This window comes from Pseudomonas sp. R15(2017), assembly GCF_002112685.1.
GTDB classification, from domain to species: Bacteria; Pseudomonadota; Gammaproteobacteria; order Pseudomonadales; family Pseudomonadaceae; genus Aquipseudomonas; species Aquipseudomonas glycinae.
On the sequence record NZ_NEII01000010.1, the window covers coordinates 190,536 to 205,163 of the forward strand.

At 61.0% G+C, this 14,628-nt stretch carries 15 protein-coding genes; 10 read left to right on the forward strand and 5 right to left on the reverse strand.

Annotated elements, in window-relative coordinates:
• Nucleotides 1-8 precede the first annotated feature (8 nt).
• The 4 genes from CAF77_RS21025 (at nucleotide 9) to CAF77_RS21040 (ending at nucleotide 3,887) form a co-directional block, all read left to right on the forward strand.
• Entirely contained in the window at nucleotides 9-371 is a 363-nt protein-coding gene (locus CAF77_RS21025; protein ID WP_223290644.1) for a GtrA family protein, read from the forward strand.
• Nucleotides 368-2,464, forward strand: a complete 2,097-nt coding sequence (locus CAF77_RS21030) for a DUF6311 domain-containing protein (protein WP_085655509.1) — start codon at nucleotides 368-370, stop codon at nucleotides 2,462-2,464. The genes CAF77_RS21025 and CAF77_RS21030 overlap by 4 nt, the downstream gene beginning before the upstream one ends.
• Nucleotides 2,465-2,537: 73 nt before the next feature.
• On the forward strand, nucleotides 2,538-3,464 hold the full coding sequence (locus CAF77_RS21035; protein WP_011332920.1) for a LysR family transcriptional regulator: 927 nt from the start codon (nucleotides 2,538-2,540) through the stop codon (nucleotides 3,462-3,464).
• A 57-nt stretch (nucleotides 3,465-3,521) separates the two neighbouring features.
• Nucleotides 3,522-3,887: a 5-carboxymethyl-2-hydroxymuconate Delta-isomerase gene (locus CAF77_RS21040; protein WP_064383123.1), complete on the forward strand. Its 366-nt coding sequence runs from the start codon at nucleotides 3,522-3,524 to the stop codon at nucleotides 3,885-3,887.
• A 3-nt stretch (nucleotides 3,888-3,890) separates the two neighbouring features.
• On the opposite strand, the gene CAF77_RS21045 is transcribed toward CAF77_RS21040, so the two are convergent.
• Nucleotides 3,891-4,826 (reverse strand): LysR family transcriptional regulator, encoded by a 936-nt coding sequence (locus CAF77_RS21045; protein ID WP_085655508.1) that lies wholly within the window; start codon nucleotides 4,824-4,826, stop codon nucleotides 3,891-3,893.
• Nucleotides 4,827-5,024: 198 nt separating this feature from the next.
• A complete protein-coding gene (locus tag CAF77_RS21050; protein ID WP_085655507.1) occupies nucleotides 5,025-6,209 on the reverse strand; it encodes a cyanate transporter in 1,185 nt (394 codons plus the stop codon).
• A gap of 298 nt (nucleotides 6,210-6,507) precedes the next feature.
• On the opposite strand from CAF77_RS21050, the gene CAF77_RS21055 reads away from it, so the two are divergent.
• The 4 genes from CAF77_RS21055 to CAF77_RS21070 all read left to right on the forward strand — a co-directional run bounded on the left by CAF77_RS21055 (nucleotide 6,508) and on the right by CAF77_RS21070 (nucleotide 10,750).
• Nucleotides 6,508-8,157: a phosphoethanolamine transferase gene (locus CAF77_RS21055; RefSeq protein WP_085655506.1), complete on the forward strand. Its 1,650-nt coding sequence runs from the start codon at nucleotides 6,508-6,510 to the stop codon at nucleotides 8,155-8,157.
• Between the two features lie 130 nt (nucleotides 8,158-8,287).
• The gene (gene rnd / locus CAF77_RS21060; RefSeq protein WP_007958043.1) at nucleotides 8,288-9,421 is read left to right on the forward strand and encodes a ribonuclease D; all 1,134 of its coding nucleotides are present in this window, start codon (nucleotides 8,288-8,290) and stop codon (nucleotides 9,419-9,421) included.
• Entirely contained in the window at nucleotides 9,418-9,711 is a 294-nt protein-coding gene (locus CAF77_RS21065) for a YcgL domain-containing protein (protein ID WP_039772642.1), read from the forward strand. The genes rnd and CAF77_RS21065 overlap by 4 nt, the downstream gene beginning before the upstream one ends.
• A gap of 106 nt (nucleotides 9,712-9,817) precedes the next feature.
• On the forward strand, nucleotides 9,818-10,750 hold the full coding sequence (locus tag CAF77_RS21070) for a D-2-hydroxyacid dehydrogenase (protein WP_085655505.1): 933 nt from the start codon (nucleotides 9,818-9,820) through the stop codon (nucleotides 10,748-10,750).
• A gap of 116 nt (nucleotides 10,751-10,866) precedes the next feature.
• On the opposite strand, the gene CAF77_RS21075 is transcribed toward CAF77_RS21070, so the two are convergent.
• Nucleotides 10,867-11,460: a nitroreductase family protein gene (locus tag CAF77_RS21075; protein ID WP_011332926.1), complete on the reverse strand. Its 594-nt coding sequence runs from the start codon at nucleotides 11,458-11,460 to the stop codon at nucleotides 10,867-10,869.
• A gap of 279 nt (nucleotides 11,461-11,739) precedes the next feature.
• Here CAF77_RS21075 and CAF77_RS21080 point away from each other — a divergent pair, with 279 nt between their 5' ends.
• Nucleotides 11,740-12,189: a YcgN family cysteine cluster protein gene (locus CAF77_RS21080; RefSeq protein ID WP_007958058.1), complete on the forward strand. Its 450-nt coding sequence runs from the start codon at nucleotides 11,740-11,742 to the stop codon at nucleotides 12,187-12,189.
• 20 nt (nucleotides 12,190-12,209) lie between these two features.
• A complete protein-coding gene (locus CAF77_RS21085; protein ID WP_085655504.1) occupies nucleotides 12,210-13,439 on the forward strand; it encodes a hypothetical protein in 1,230 nt (409 codons plus the stop codon).
• Between the two features lie 168 nt (nucleotides 13,440-13,607).
• On the opposite strand, the gene CAF77_RS21090 is transcribed toward CAF77_RS21085, so the two are convergent.
• Together CAF77_RS21090 and CAF77_RS21095 are read right to left on the reverse strand one after the other, a co-directional pair.
• Nucleotides 13,608-13,985 (reverse strand): DUF2892 domain-containing protein, encoded by a 378-nt coding sequence (locus CAF77_RS21090; RefSeq protein ID WP_064383132.1) that lies wholly within the window; start codon nucleotides 13,983-13,985, stop codon nucleotides 13,608-13,610.
• Nucleotides 13,986-14,066: 81 nt separating this feature from the next.
• On the reverse strand, nucleotides 14,067-14,537 hold the full coding sequence (locus CAF77_RS21095) for an RNA methyltransferase (protein ID WP_085655503.1): 471 nt from the start codon (nucleotides 14,535-14,537) through the stop codon (nucleotides 14,067-14,069).
• Nucleotides 14,538-14,628: the final 91 nt, after the last annotated feature.

Sequence of the window (14,628 nt, forward strand, 5' to 3'; positions counted from 1 at the left end):
GATCCGCTTTGATTCAGCGCGGCCTGCGCTTCGCCGTAACCGGTCTGTTCGTTACGGCACTGCATGCACTGGTGGCGGTGCTGTTCATCAACTTCGTCAGTCCACAGCCTCCGTTGGCCAACGGCGTGGCTTTTGCCGTGGCAACGGTGGTGTCCTACGTGATCAACACCACCTGGAGTTTTTCCGCCCGGTTGCACGGCAAGACCCTGCGGCGTTTTTTGATGGTTTCGGCGGGCGGCTTCCTGTTGGCGATGTTCGTGGCCTGGGCGGCACAGAAGGCCGGGTTGCATTATCTGGCGGGTATCGGTGCGGTGGCGCTGACGATTCCGGCGTTCACGTTTGTACTGCATAACTTCTGGACGTATCGATGAGGGATTCACGCGAGCAGCCGGCTCTATTTCTATTGCCCGTGTTATTGGGTGTTCTGGTGTTTTTTCTGGTAGTCGGGCCGCAGGCGCTGAACCCGCAGAACATCGCCTGGCTGGAGCAGGGCGATCCGGCGACGCATTATCTGGGCTGGGTTTTTTTCCGGCATTCGCCGTGGACTTTTCCGCTCGGGCTCAATCCTTCTTACGGTTTGGAACTGGGTAGCGCGATCATTTTTTCCGACTCCATTCCACTGCTGGCGCTGTTGTTCAAACCATTCAATGCCTGGTTGCCGGACACCTTTCAGTATTTCGGTTTGTGGCTGTTGGCGTGTTGCGTGTTGCAAGCCTGGTTTGGCTGGAAACTGATTGGGCTGATGACGGCCAATCCCTTGATTCGACTTCTGGGTGCAGGGCTGCTGGCGTTCTCGCCAGCAATGTTCTTGCGCATGGGCGGGCACCTTTCACTGGCCGGCCATTTCCTGATCCTGGCCGCGCTGTACCTGGCGCTGCTGCCGAATCTGCGCCGGCGGCGCCTCGTCTGGGGAGTCTTGCTGGCGGTGACGGCATGGGTACACGCCTACCTGCTGGCCATGGTTGCGCTGATCTGGGTGGCGGATCTGCTGGGCAAGACTTTCAATCAGTCTTTGAGCCGGCGTCAGGGGTTGATCGAGGGCGGTACGCTTTTCGCTCTGGTGAGCGTGTGTTGCTGGCAGGCCGGTTACTTCAGCATTGCCGATGGTGCGGCCTCCGGCGGTTTTGGTTTGTACCGGATGAATCTGTTGTCGCCCGTCGACCCGGCTGGCTGGTCATTGATCCTGCCCGATCTGCCGAAGGGGAGTGGGGACTACGAAGGTTTCAACTACCTTGGCTTGGGCGTTCTCTTGTTGATGCCGCTGGCGCTGATGGCCTGGTTTCGGAACCGCCAATCGCTGAACCATCAGGTGCGTGGACGCCCATGGCTGTTGATGGCCCTGTTCGGTTTATGGCTGTTCGCGCTGTCGAATCAGATCGGCATCGGGGCGTGGAACCTCGGTTATCCGCTGCCGAAAAGTCTTGTCGCGCTGGCCAATATCTTTCGTGCCTCGGGCCGGATGTTCTGGCCGGTTCTGTACGTCTGCATCCTGGCTGCGATTTTTCTGGTGGTGCGCGGTTATCGACCGCGTATCGCCATTGGTCTGCTCGCGGTGGCGCTGCTGATCCAGGTCGCCGATAGCCGCAACGGCTGGATGGGGCTGCGGCAGGGAAAATTGGTGGCTCCTTCGTCGGTCTGGGCCAGCCCGATGACGGATCCTTTCTGGGCAAGTGCCGCTGCGCGTTATGCCAATGTCCGCAGCCTGATGCCACAGAACCAGGGTGAGCGCTGGCAGATGATCGCCGGTTTCGCAGCGACCCACGGGATGAAAACCGATGCGGTCTATCTGGGACGCATGAGCACTTCGGCGCTGGCGCGGGCACAGCAGAAAGCACGCGCGATGCTCGATTCGGGGCAATACGACGCGGACTCTCTGTACCTCCTGGACGACGATGCGCTGGTCGATGCCGCCAGAACCATCAACAGTGAAACCGATCTGCTGACGCGCGTGGATGGGGTCGCGGTGCTGGCGCCGGGCTGGAAACGCTGTGTGCAGTGTCTGTCCGTGCAGGATGAGGGGCGGCGGATGTCACTGATCCCCCTCACTCGCCCGGGACAAACTCTCACCTTCAATTATCGAAACCAACAACTGGTCAGCGGCTGGTCGACGCCTGAAAACTGGGGGACGTGGACGGAAGGGCAGCAGGCGAAGATGGAGTTGCGGGTCTTGCCTCCAGTGAGTTCGATCGTGATCGACGCATTGGCATTCATCCAGCCCCGGCACCCCGGCCAGCGGGTAATCGTCAGTCTGAACGGTCAACAGGTACTGGAGACCCGTTTGACGCAGTTTCAAGGCAATCGCCTGGAAGTTCCGATCAGCGCCGCGCTCAACCAGCGCCTCGGCAATGATGACCGGCTCGATATCGAATTACAGTTGCCGGATGCCGTCAGCCCGCGGCAACTGGGTATCAACGACGATTCGCGGATGATGGGCCTGGGGCTGAAGACGTTGACGGTGCAATGACGCAGCGTTTCGATGGACGCCGCCCCCGCGGCCTTTCTACACTGCCCGCAATCTGGGGATCGGGGGGCAATGGATGAACCGCAATGAACTACGCAAGGCCGACATCAACCTGATGGTGGTGTTCGAGACCTTGATGCTCGAACGCAACGTGACCCGGGCCGCCGAGAAGCTGTTTCTCGGCCAGCCGACCATCAGCTCGGCGCTCAACCGTCTGCGCACCATGCTCAACGATCCATTGTTCATCCGCGTCGGCCATCGCATGGAGCCGACCGCCCGTGCCGAAGACATCTATCGCCATCTCAAGCCTGCGCTCGACTCGTTGTCGGTGGCCCTTAGCCTGACCCGGGATTTCGATCCCGCCGTCAGCACCATGACCTTTCGCATCGGGCTGTCGGACGACGTTGAATTCGGACTGCTGCCACCGCTGCTGCGCGCCTTGCGCCAGGAAGCGCCGAGCGTGGTGTTTGTGGTGCAGCACGTCGATTACTGGCGGATTCCCGATCTGCTGGCCGCTGGCGACATCACCGTCGGCATCAGCCAGACCCGTGGTCTGCCGGCCAATGCCAAGCGCAAATTGTTGCGACACATTCAGCCGAGCATCCTGCGCGCCGACAAGTCCGACACGCCGCTGACCCTCGATGAATATTGCGCACGTCCCCACGTGCTGGTTTCCCACACCGCCAATGTCAGCGGCTATGCCGATGAGTGGCTGGCGGACATCGGTCGCACCCGTCAGGTGGTGCTGTCGGTGCCGCAGTACAGTTCGTTGCCGGCGCTGCTGGCCGGCACCGATCTGATCGCCAGCCTGCCGGACTACACCGCCGACGCCATGGCCGCGTCCGGGCTGCTGTTCAAGGAGCCGTTCCCGTTCAAGACTCCGACCCTCGATCTGTCGATGGTCTGGCTCAGCCACGTTGACAGCGACCCGGGCGAGCGCTGGCTGCGTTCGCGGCTGGAGCAATTCATGAGTGAGCGGCCGGTGATGTCGTCGCTGGAGTGAGTCAGGCATTGCTGTGTTATATGTACGACCTTTCCGCCGAACCACTGGAGCACCGAGATGCCGCACCTGCACCTGGAATACACCGCCAACCTGCCGCAACTGAACGCCGATGTTGCGTTGATCCGGCTCAACAACACCCTGGTGGGTTCCGGTCAATTCGGGGCGGAATTCGATATCAAGAGCCGTGCGCTCAAAGTTGAAACCTTCAAGGTCGGCACCGCCATGAACGAGCGCGCCTTTGTCGCGGTCAGGCTGGCGCTGCTCAGCGGTCGATCTTCGGAGATCAAGAAACAACTGTCGCAGAACCTGTTGGCGGTGTTGCAGGACCTGTGCGAATGGCCGGTCGGGGTCGAGGTACAGTTGAGTGTGGAACTGCTCGATATCGACCGCGAGTCCTACAGCAAAGTCGCCATCGGCGTGTAGGACTCAGGCCGCTTCCAGCTCCGCGCAGGTCTTGATGACCTGCTCGCGCAACCAGAGGTTGGCGCTGTCCTGATCGACGTTGTGGCTCCACTGCATGTCGAGGGTGAAGCCCGGCAGACCATTGGGCGCCTCGCAGTGCTGGAACACCGCGTCGTTGGTCAGCAAACGCTGAATGCGCCGGGGCAGGGTCAGGATGAAGTCGGTGCCGGTGATCATCTTCAGCGCCGCGCTGTAACTGTTGGAACGGGCGACGATCTGGCGTTTCTGCGCCTGCCGCGCCAGCCAGCCATCGACCATGTTGGTGGTCGACGTCCACGGTGTCGGGAAAACATGCCGGCGTTCGGTGAAGGCTTGCAGGCTCAGGCGCGGTTCCAGCGGCGTGGCGCGTTTGTCGAAGACGCAGACCAGGTCATCTTCCAGCAGCATGCGTGATTTCAGGTCGGCGTGACTGCGATGGAAGTTCGGACCGAAACAGATCACCAGATCGAGACTGCCGTCGCGCAACTCTTCGACCGGCACGTCGGTCTCGAACTTGTGCATGTTGATCATCACCGGCAAGTCATCGAAGTCGAAGCGTTTCAACATTCGCGGCAGGATCAGTTGTTCGAAGTATTCCGGTGCGCAGATGTTGAAGGTCACCGGTTGTGCCATCGGGTCGAAGGTCGGGGCGCCGGCGTGGCACAGGTTGATGCTTTCGAGGATTTTCTGCACATGGCCGTACATGCTGCTGGCCTTGTAGGTCGGGCGCATGCCCGTGCGGGTGTTGACGAACAACTCGTCCTCAAAACTGGTGCGCAGTTTTTTCAGGCAGTAACTGACGGTGGACTGGCTGACGAACAGCGCCTCCGACACATCGGTGACGCTGCTTTGCTCATACACGGCGACAAACACCATGAGATCCTGCATGTCGAGCTTTCTAAGCAAGTTACTGTTCAGCATCCGTTCCGTCTCGCTGTGCTCCTTGCGCCGAATCCGCGCAAACGTGTGCGCATGATCGTAACGGAACGATGGTGCCAGGAGAAAGCCCTGTAGGACGTTTCACGGTCAGTTGTGGGACAGAAAGTTTTAGTAACACGACGTGCCAACTTAAAGCCGGTGAAGATGGCCAGAAGCCTTTATCCAGACGGGTCGGCCAGATTATTCCATGTGTTGCGCGTAATGCCGTGGGTTGAAGCGCAGCACCATCAGCAGCATAAGCACCATCACTGCCGTCAGTGACCACCAGGCCCACTCGAAGCTGCCCAGTCGATCGCGAACCACCCCGGCCATCAGCGGCGACAGCCCGGCAATCAGGTAACCGATTCCTTGTACGAATGCGGTCAGCCCGCCGGCACGTTGCGGTTCGTCGAGGTGATCGAGGGACACGATCAGGCTCATCGGGAATAGCCCGCCGATGCCGAGTCCGAGCAGGCAGGGCCACAGCAGGCTCAGGTGCTGCGGGCTGAGGATCAGCCCCAGGAATCCGGCGATGATCAGGCCGAGCAGGGTGCCAAGCACCAGGCGTCGGTCACGGCTGCGATTGGCGATGGCGGGCACCACCAGCCCGGAAATCACCTCCATGGCCGTCAGAAAACCCAGCATCAGGCCGGCGTTTTGTTCGCTCCAGCCCTTTTCCACGTAGTACGGCGCCAGCCAGGCCAGCACGCAGGTGTAGGACGCGGTGCCCAGACCGAAGAAGATCGCGAGCAACCAGGCGCGGGAATTCGTGAAGAAAGATTCTTTTCTGACTACGGCCCGGGTGGTGTCCGGTGACGTGGCGCGGGTTGCCCACCACACAGGAATGGCGAGCAGTGCCAAAACCGCCCAGACGGCAAGCCCTGCCCGCCAGTTACCGGTTTGCATCAGCACCCATGGTGCGAACGAAGCGGCCAGCGCCGCGCCGCCCATGATCGAAGTGACGTAAAGCCCCATGCACAGCGCCACGTTGTCAGGAAACCGCGATTTGATCAGCGCGGGCATCAAGGCCTGGATCAGGGCAATGCCGATCCCGGCCAGCACGGCGCTGGCGATCAATCCTCCCGCCGAGTCGAGAAACAACCGTGACAGCGTCGCCAAGCCAATGATCAGCAACGACAGCAGTACCGTGCGGTGTTCACCGAGGCGCCGACTGACCGCCATGCCGAAAAACATCGCCAGCCCCATCGCCATCACCGGCAGCAGGGTCAGCAATGCTGCGAGACTGAAACTCAGCGCCATATCGCCGCGAATGGCCGAGAGCAAGGGCCCGACCGCCGCCATCGACGGGCGCAGGTTGAGGGCGACCAGGATGATGCCGAGCATCAGCCAGACAGCGGGGCGGGCAGTGGCGCGTACGTTTTCCATCGTCAGACCTTTGAACCAGAGGCTGCCGATTAGGCGGGCAGGCGAGCGGGGCGGCAAATCAGAAAGTCGGGAGCGCTATCGAGAAATTCGATACCGCGTTTTCGTTGCCCACGACTGAACCACAGCTGAACCATTCTCAAATACTCCAAAAGTTTCATGGTTATTTCATGGGCCAACTAATCGTTGGCTTCTTTTTCACAAAAAATTGATGGTTGCGTGCTTAAAGTTTGTGTGGTCTGAGTCAATGAAATTTTCACAATTGACGACGGCACTTCTTTCAAGGAAATCGCCCCTCGCCATGCTCAAGTTAAAAGCCGTGCGCCCGGAATGGGTGACGTTGTTTGCCAGCGCCTTTCTTTTGGCCGGATTCAATTTCGTTCTCTGGCAGCACCTGTTCGATATTACCGCTGCGGACGGCAAAGGCATTGCCATGCGCATTGCGTTCGGGGTGATGATCTTCGCGGCGTATAACATCGTGCTGACGTTGCTGGCGTTTCGACCCGTGTTGAAACCGGTGTTGACGTTGTTGTTCATGGTCAGTGCCGGCGTGGCTTATTTCATGAGCCAATACGGGGTCATGATCGATGCCGGCATGTTTCGCAACTTTGCCGAAACCAATGCCACTGAAGTGCGCGATCTACTGTCTTTGAAGTTGCTGGCTTATATTGTTTTTCTAGGTGTCTTGCCGTCCTGGTTGTTGTGGAAAGTTCCAGTCAACTATCGTCGTTGGCATCGCGAGTTATTAAGTAAAGTTGTGGTGAGTGTGGCGTCGGTTGCAGTCATTGGCGGCGTGGCGCTGGCCAATTATCAAGGGCTGTCGTCGCTGTTTCGCAATCACCACGAAATTCGCTTGATGCTGGTGCCGAGCAACTACATTGGCGCCTCGGCCGGTTATCTGCGTGAGCAGGTGGCCTCGGTGCATCAACCGTTCGTCACAATCGGTGAAGACGCCCAGCGCAACGCCGCCGTGCAGAACCATCCGCGCAAATCCCTGACGGTGCTGGTGGTGGGGGAGAGTGCCCGGGCGGAAAACTTCGGCATCCTCGGTTATGGCCGCGACACCACACCGAAACTGGACAAGGAAGCCGGCCTGATCGCTTTCACCGACGTGCATTCCTGCGGCACGGAAACTGCCGTGTCGGTGCCGTGCATGTTCTCCAACATGGGCCGCAAGAATTACGACGCCAGCAAGGCAAAGAATGAGGAAGGGTTGCTGGACGTGCTTAAACGGGCCGGGATCGACGTGATCTGGCGCGACAACCAGTCGGGCTGCAAAGGCACCTGCGATCGTGTCACCCTGCAGGATGTCAGCAATCTGAAAGATCCGGCGCTGTGCGCCAACAGCGAATGCCGCGACGAAATCCTGTTGCAGGGCCTGCAAAGCTTCATCGATCACCTGGACAAGGACACCGTGCTGGTCCTGCATCAGATGGGCAGCCACGGCCCGGAGTATTTCAAGCGTTATCCAAAGGAATACGAACACTTCACTCCGGTATGTGAGAGCAACGCGCTGAACAATTGCAGCCGCGAGAGCATCGTCAACGGTTACGACAACACGCTGGTGTACACCGACCATGTGCTGTCGAGCCTGATCGATGTGTTGCGCAGCAATCAGGACAAGGTCGATACCGCCATGCTGTACCTGTCCGACCACGGCGAGTCGTTGGGTGAGTACAACCTGTTCCTCCACGGTACGCCGTACATGCTGGCGCCGGAGCAGCAGAAACACGTGGCGATGCTGGCCTGGTTCTCCGACAGCTATCAGAAGTCCTACTCGGTCGACACCCATTGCCTGCAAATGAGCCGCGACAAGCCATTGAGTCAGGACAACCTGTTTCACTCGATGCTCGGTCTGCTGGAAGTCCAGAGCAAGGTCTACCAGCCCGATCTGGACATGTTTGCCGGCTGCCGGGGCGCGGTGATCGACGGGGTGTTGGCCAAGGACTGAGCCGGCAGACTCACTCTGTAAGACTATTCTTTCCCACAGGCAGGAGATTTCATCAAGCTCTTGCCCTGTAGAGGCGCGGAAAGCGCCGGTGGCGATATATACTGCGCGCCATTCTTGAAGGGAGAGCCGTGTGGCCATCGATATTCACTGGATTCGCGACAACGATAGCCTCGCGCAGTTTTGCGCCGAGTGGCAGCAGCTGCCGTTCGTTGCCCTCGACACCGAATTCATGCGGGTCGACACCTTCTATCCGATTGCCGGCCTGTTGCAGGTTGGCGACGGCAAACGCGCCTACCTGATCGACCCGCTGACCATCAACGCCTGGCAACCCTTGGCCGCGCTGCTGGAAAACCCGGCGGTGCTCAAAGTCCTGCACGCCTGCAGCGAAGACCTCGAAGTCCTGCTGCGCCTGACCGGCAGCCTGCCGGCGCCGCTGTTCGACACCCAACTGGCCGCTGCCTACCTGAACCTCGGGTTCTCGATGGGCTATTCGCGTCTGGTGCAGGAAGTGCTGGGCATCGAACTGCCGAAGGGCGAAACCCGGTCCGACTGGTTGCAGCGTCCGTTGTCCGACACGCAAATCAGCTATGCCGCCGAAGACGCCGTGCATCTGGCGGAGGTTTTCGTACAACTGCGTCCGAAACTGTCCGACGACAAATTCGCCTGGGTGCTGGAGGACGGCGCCGAACTGGTCGCCAACCTGCGCCGCGAGACCGATCCGTACGAGGTGTATCGCGAGGCCAAACTGGCGTGGAAGCTGTCCCGCGCCCAACTGGCTGTGCTGCGCGAATTGTGCGCCTGGCGCGAGCGCGAGGCCCGCGCCCGCGACCTGCCGCGCAATCGCATCGTGCGTGAACACTCGCTGTGGCCGCTGGCCCGGACCCAACCGGACAACCTCAGCGCGCTGGGCAAGATCGAAGACATGCACCCGCGTACCGTGCGTCAGGACGGCGAGTTTCTGCTTGATCTGATCAAGCGCTCTGGCAGTGTGGGGCCTGATCAATGGCCGCCAGCCGTGCCAGAGCCGTTGCCGATCGAAGCCGCCGCGCTGATCAAACAGCTGCGGGCGCTCGGTCAGGCCGAAGCTGAGCGTCTGGGCATCGCGCCGGAACTGATGCTGCGCAAGAAAACCCTCGAAGCGCTGGTCAAAAGCGGCTTCCCCGAGGGTCCTTACCAATTGCCTGATTCGCTGCGTGGCTGGCGCCGCGAATTGATGGGCCAGAAGCTGCTCGACAGCCTGGCCACCGCCGGAGAACAGCCTTGAAACGTATTTGTTCCATTTATCAAAGTTCGAAGAAAAGCGGCATGTACCTGTACGTGCTCAAGAGCGATGCGCTGGAGCGCGTGCCGGAAGGCCTGATGGCGGCGTTCGGCAAGGCCAGGCATTCCTTCGATCTGGTACTGACCCCCGAGCGCAAGCTGGCCAGCGAAGACATCGCCGTGGTCCTGGAAAACCTCGAAAAGCAGGGCTATCACCTGCAAATGCCACCGGCCGAGGAAGAGTACATCGAGCACTTGCCCGAAGAGTTGCTGCGACGCAACGATCCGGTCTGATCCGCGAGGCCCTGTCCTGGGCCTCTGGTAACCCCTGGAACGGTTTTTACGGCGACGGCTGCCACGAAGTGGACGGCCGCCTGCACGGTTTGCGAAAGGTTTGAAGATGCGCGTTCTGATTGCTGAACACGACCACGCGATATACGCCCGACTGCTGCGTCAGGCGGCCCCGGAGCTTGAAGTACTGACCAGCGGCGACTCCGCCGAACTGGCCCGCCAGGCCGTCGATTGCCCGGTGTGGCTGGGCCAGCCGGATCTGCTGGCGACCCTGTTGCGTCAGGGCCATCAGCCCCAATGGCTGCAATCGACCTGGGCCGGGATCACGCCGCTGCTGGCCGACGGCCTGCGCCGGGATTACCGCCTGACCCGGGCGGTCGGCATTTTCGGCCAGGTGATGGCTGAATACGTGCTGACCTACATGCTCGGCCACGAGCGCGAAGTGCTGGCGCGGCTGGTCAGCCAGGTCGAGCGCAAGTGGGACAACCGCACCGGCCAGAGTCTGGTCGGGCGCAAGGTGCTGATCGTCGGCACCGGTGACATCGGCCAGAGCGTGGCGCAGTTCCTGCTGCCGTTCGGCGTCGAGTTGTACGGCATCGCCAGCAGCGCCCGTGAGCAGGCGCCGTTTGTCGAAGTCGGTTCGATGGCGGACTTGCCGCGGCTGGTCGGCGAAGCGGATTACGTGGTCAACCTGCTGCCCAACACCGAGAACACCCACGACATTTACGATGCGGCGCTGTTCAAGCAATTCAAGCCGACCGGTTTGTTCATCAACGCCGGACGCGGTGTCGCGGTGGTCGATGCGGATCTGGTCGAAGCGTTGAAGGAAGGTCATCTGGCGGGCGCGGTGATCGATGTCTGCCGTCAGGAACCGTTGCCGCAACGGCATCCGTTCTGGACTGCATGGGGCTTGTTGCTGACGGGGCACAGCTCGGCGCCGACCTCGCCGCCGATGATGGTGCAGTTGTTTCTGGATAACGTGCGGGCGTATCAGGCGGGCGAAGCGTTGCGTGGGGAAGTGGATTTCGCACGCGGTTACTGACTAGAGATCGTTCCCACGCTCCGCGTGGGAATGCAGCCCGTGACGCTCCGCGTCACTGGACGCGGAGCGTCCCTTGAGGCATTCCCACGCAGAGCGTGGGAACGATCAAACGGGGCTTAGAGGGTGAAATCGCCTTCAGCCGCCAGTTCGCTCAGCGGACGACGCGGGCTCGGCGTTTCCCGTGCTTGCAGGTAATCCGCCAGGGTTGCCTTGTCACCCAGCTTGCCCACCGCTACGGCGGCATGCAGCGCATAACCTTCTGGAATGTTCAGCTCCTTGCGGGTCAGCTCCTGATCGAAGCCGGCCATGCCGTGGGTGTGCCAGCCGCTCAGGCTCGCTTGCAGCGCCAGATGGCCCCAGGCGGAACCTGTGTCGAAGGTGTGCCACAGCGCCGGTGTTTCCTCGGTCGCGCCCGGTGCGGTGAAGGTGGTTTTCGAAATCACGATCACCAGCGCCGACGCGTGCTGCGCCCAGCTGCGGTTGAATTCATTGAGCAGGCCCAGGTAACGCTCCCAGTTCGGCGTGTCGCGACGGGCGTAGAGAAAACGCCACGGCTGCGAGTTGTACGCCGACGGCGCCCAGCGTGCGGCTTCGAAGAAGCTCAGCAGGGTTTCTTCCGGGATCGCTTCGCCGGTGAAGGCGCGGGGCGACCAGCGATCAGTGAACTGCGGGTGAATGGCGTATTCGGCAACGCGAGGGTTGGCACTCATCGAAAGATTCCTTGCTACGTTTGAGAACAGGTTGGAAGCGAAACCCGGCGGGATCAGTTGGGCTGAACGATGGGGTTGTGGCGCAAGCCTGCAGATCACCGGATGCAACGCGGTCGAGCGTTTATGGCATCCGGCAAAGGCCTGGTGTGACCGGCAAAGCTACTTGGCCGCGCAAAAACTGACAAGCCCCGCACAACCGGCAGTCGCCAGCGCTTGGATCACGGGGCCTTGGGCACTAGACTGGCGGCCTTTTCACCACCTGATGTTGATGCTTGAGCCATGGCCGCCAAAGTCGAACCGTTCTGGATACGCAAAACCCTCGATCAACTCGATCACGAGGAATGGGAATCGCTGTGCGACGGTTGCGGCCTGTGCTGCCTGCAAAAGCTCGAGGATGAGGAAGACAACAGCGTCTATTACACGCGCATCGCCTGCAAACTGCTGGACCTGAAAACCTGCCAGTGCAGCGATTACCCGAACCGCATGAAGTTTGTCCCGGACTGCATCCAGCTCACCCCGGGCCAGGCGGAAGAATTCAAATGGCTGCCGCCGACCTGCGGTTATCGGCTGGTCAGCGAAGGCAAGGATCTGCCGCTGTGGCATCACCTGGTCTGCGGTGATCGCGACGCTGTACACCACGAACGGATTTCCCAGTCCGGGCGCATGCTCGCCGAAGGCAGCGTGCCGGAAGACGACTGGGAAGATCACCTGATTTTTCGCGCAGGCTGACGATTGACCCAGGAGCAGGTATGGCGACGGGATTGCGCCGGGCGCTGATCGTCACGCTGCTGGCGCTGAGTGCGCCGGTGTGGGCGGCGAAGAAAGTCGATCTGGATTATCAGGTACGCCTGCTGCCGCAGAGCGATCAGGCCGAAGTGCGCCTGACCCTGGCCAAGGGCGAAGTCGTGCGCAGCCTGGATTTCGACCTCGGCGACGGCAGCCACTACAGCGACTTCAAGGCCGACGGCCAGTGGCAACTGACGCCGGGCAAAGCGGCGCACGGGGTCTGGCGCCCGACGGCGGACAAGGCCAGCCTGACCTACCGCGTACGCATCAGCCACGGCCGCAAGAACGGCAGCTTCGACACGCGCATGACCCCGACCTGGGCGCTGATGCGCGGCGATGAACTGGTGCCGCCGGCCAAGCTTGATCAGCAGGATGGCATCGAGCTGGTCGCGCGCCTGCACTTCGAATTGCCCGACGGCTGGAAAAGCGTCGAAACCGCCTGGCCGCGCATCGGCAAGAACAAATTCCGTATCGACAATCCGTCACGCCTGTTCGACCGCCCGACCGGCTGGATGCTCGCCGGCCACCTCGGCAGCCGCCGCACGCGGTTGGGGGAAACCGAAGTCACGGTGGCCTCGCCGCAAGGGCAGGGCATGCGCCGGATGGATGTGCTGACGCTGCTGACGTTTGTCTGGCCGCAGGTGCAGGCGGTGTTTCCGCGCCATCCGAGCAAACTGCTGATTGTCGGCGCCAACGACCCGATGTGGCGTGGCAGCCTCGCGGCGCGAGAGTCGATCTACCTCAACACGCGGTTGCCGCTGGTCAGCGAAAACGGCAGCAGCGCCCTGATGCGCGAGCTGGTGCAGGTGTTCGGACGGATCAACGACGAGCAGCGCAGCGACTGGATCAGCGAGGGTTTTGCCGAGTATTACGCCATCGAACTGGTACGCCGTGCCGGGGGCATGAGCGACGAGCGTTATCAGGCGTTGCAGGCGAAACTGGCCAAGGACAGCCAGAAAGTCACGACCCTGCGCGGCGAGCAGATCAGCCCGGCGCAGCTGTCGAAAGCGGTGCTGTTGTTGCAGGAGCTGGACGGCGAGATTCGCCTGAAGACCCGCAACAAGCGCTCGCTGGATGACGTGCTGCGCGGCGCGATGCATCTGGGGACGGTGGATACCAAAGCGTTCGTGCAACTTGCCGAAAGCATTCTCGGCGAGTCGTCCAAAGTCCTTGATACCGCGTTACTGCAGTAAAACCGTCATCGCTGGCAAGCCAGCTCCCACAGGTTCGTGCGGTGAACGCTGATTTTTTGTCCCGCCCAAATCGGTTTGTGGGTTGGGCACTGATTTGTGCCCAACTCAAAACAGTGTGGGAGCTGGCTTGCCAGCGATGAGGCCATCAGCCTCAAGGCAAATCCAGGATCAAACCCCGGCTTTCGGCGATTTCACCGAGTCATTGCCGGTCACGGTGGCGGTCTTGGTCGCCGCCTCGGCATTGGCCTTGAGCTTGCTCAGTTCTTCACCGGCCCGCTCGATCTTCGCCCGCACGTTGTTCATGTCCTGACGGCTTTTCTCCAGCAGGCTTTTCACCGAACTGTGACCGGTAATGCCGCGGGCCATGGCCACGCCGCCAATCGCCACCTGAATCAGCCCGAATACCCCGCCACGGCGCAGGCCCTTACCGACCATGATCACGCCGCCGGCCAGCGAGCCGATGCGCTCCCAGCCTTCGACGTTCTGCTCAGGACGGCTCTGAAACGGGGTGGATTCGATACGTTCGACGCGTTTGAGCTCGGTCATGATCTTTCTCCAGGCAATGAGTAATGGATAAACAAGCTGACTGCGCAGGCGGTCAGCTCGTTCCATCGGATGTGCGGCGTTTCAGCGGAATTTCGGCCCGGAGCGGGTATTCAGGCCTTTGGCCATGCGGTCGTAGAGCACAACGTTGACCGTGGCGGCGAGGTTCATGCAGCCGGTGGTCGGGATGTACACGACATCTTCGCACCAGTCGCGGATCTCCTGATCCAGCGAGCCGTCTTCGGGGCCGAAGATGTACAGGGCGCGATCCGGGTGGGTGTATTCCGGCAGCGGGCGGGCGCCATCGACCAGTTCCACGGCGACCGGGACGCAATTGAGCGGCAGGATCTTTTTCAGGTCGTCGATGCCGATCAGCGGGATGTCGTAGTGCACGCGCTTGGTGTCGGTGACGAATTCGGCGGCGCGCTCATAGCGCTTGCCGGTGTAGAACACGGTCGACACGCCGTAGCAGCCTGCGGCGCGCATCACCGAACCGACGTTTTCCGGTGATTTGGGGTTATACAAACCAATGCAGCTGTACCGTTTGTCTGCCACGAGCGGGGTGCCTTCGGGAAAAAGAGGGCGATTATACGGGGATTGGGGGAGGGCGGGCAGATTCAGGATCTGCGGTGCTGATCGTTCCCAC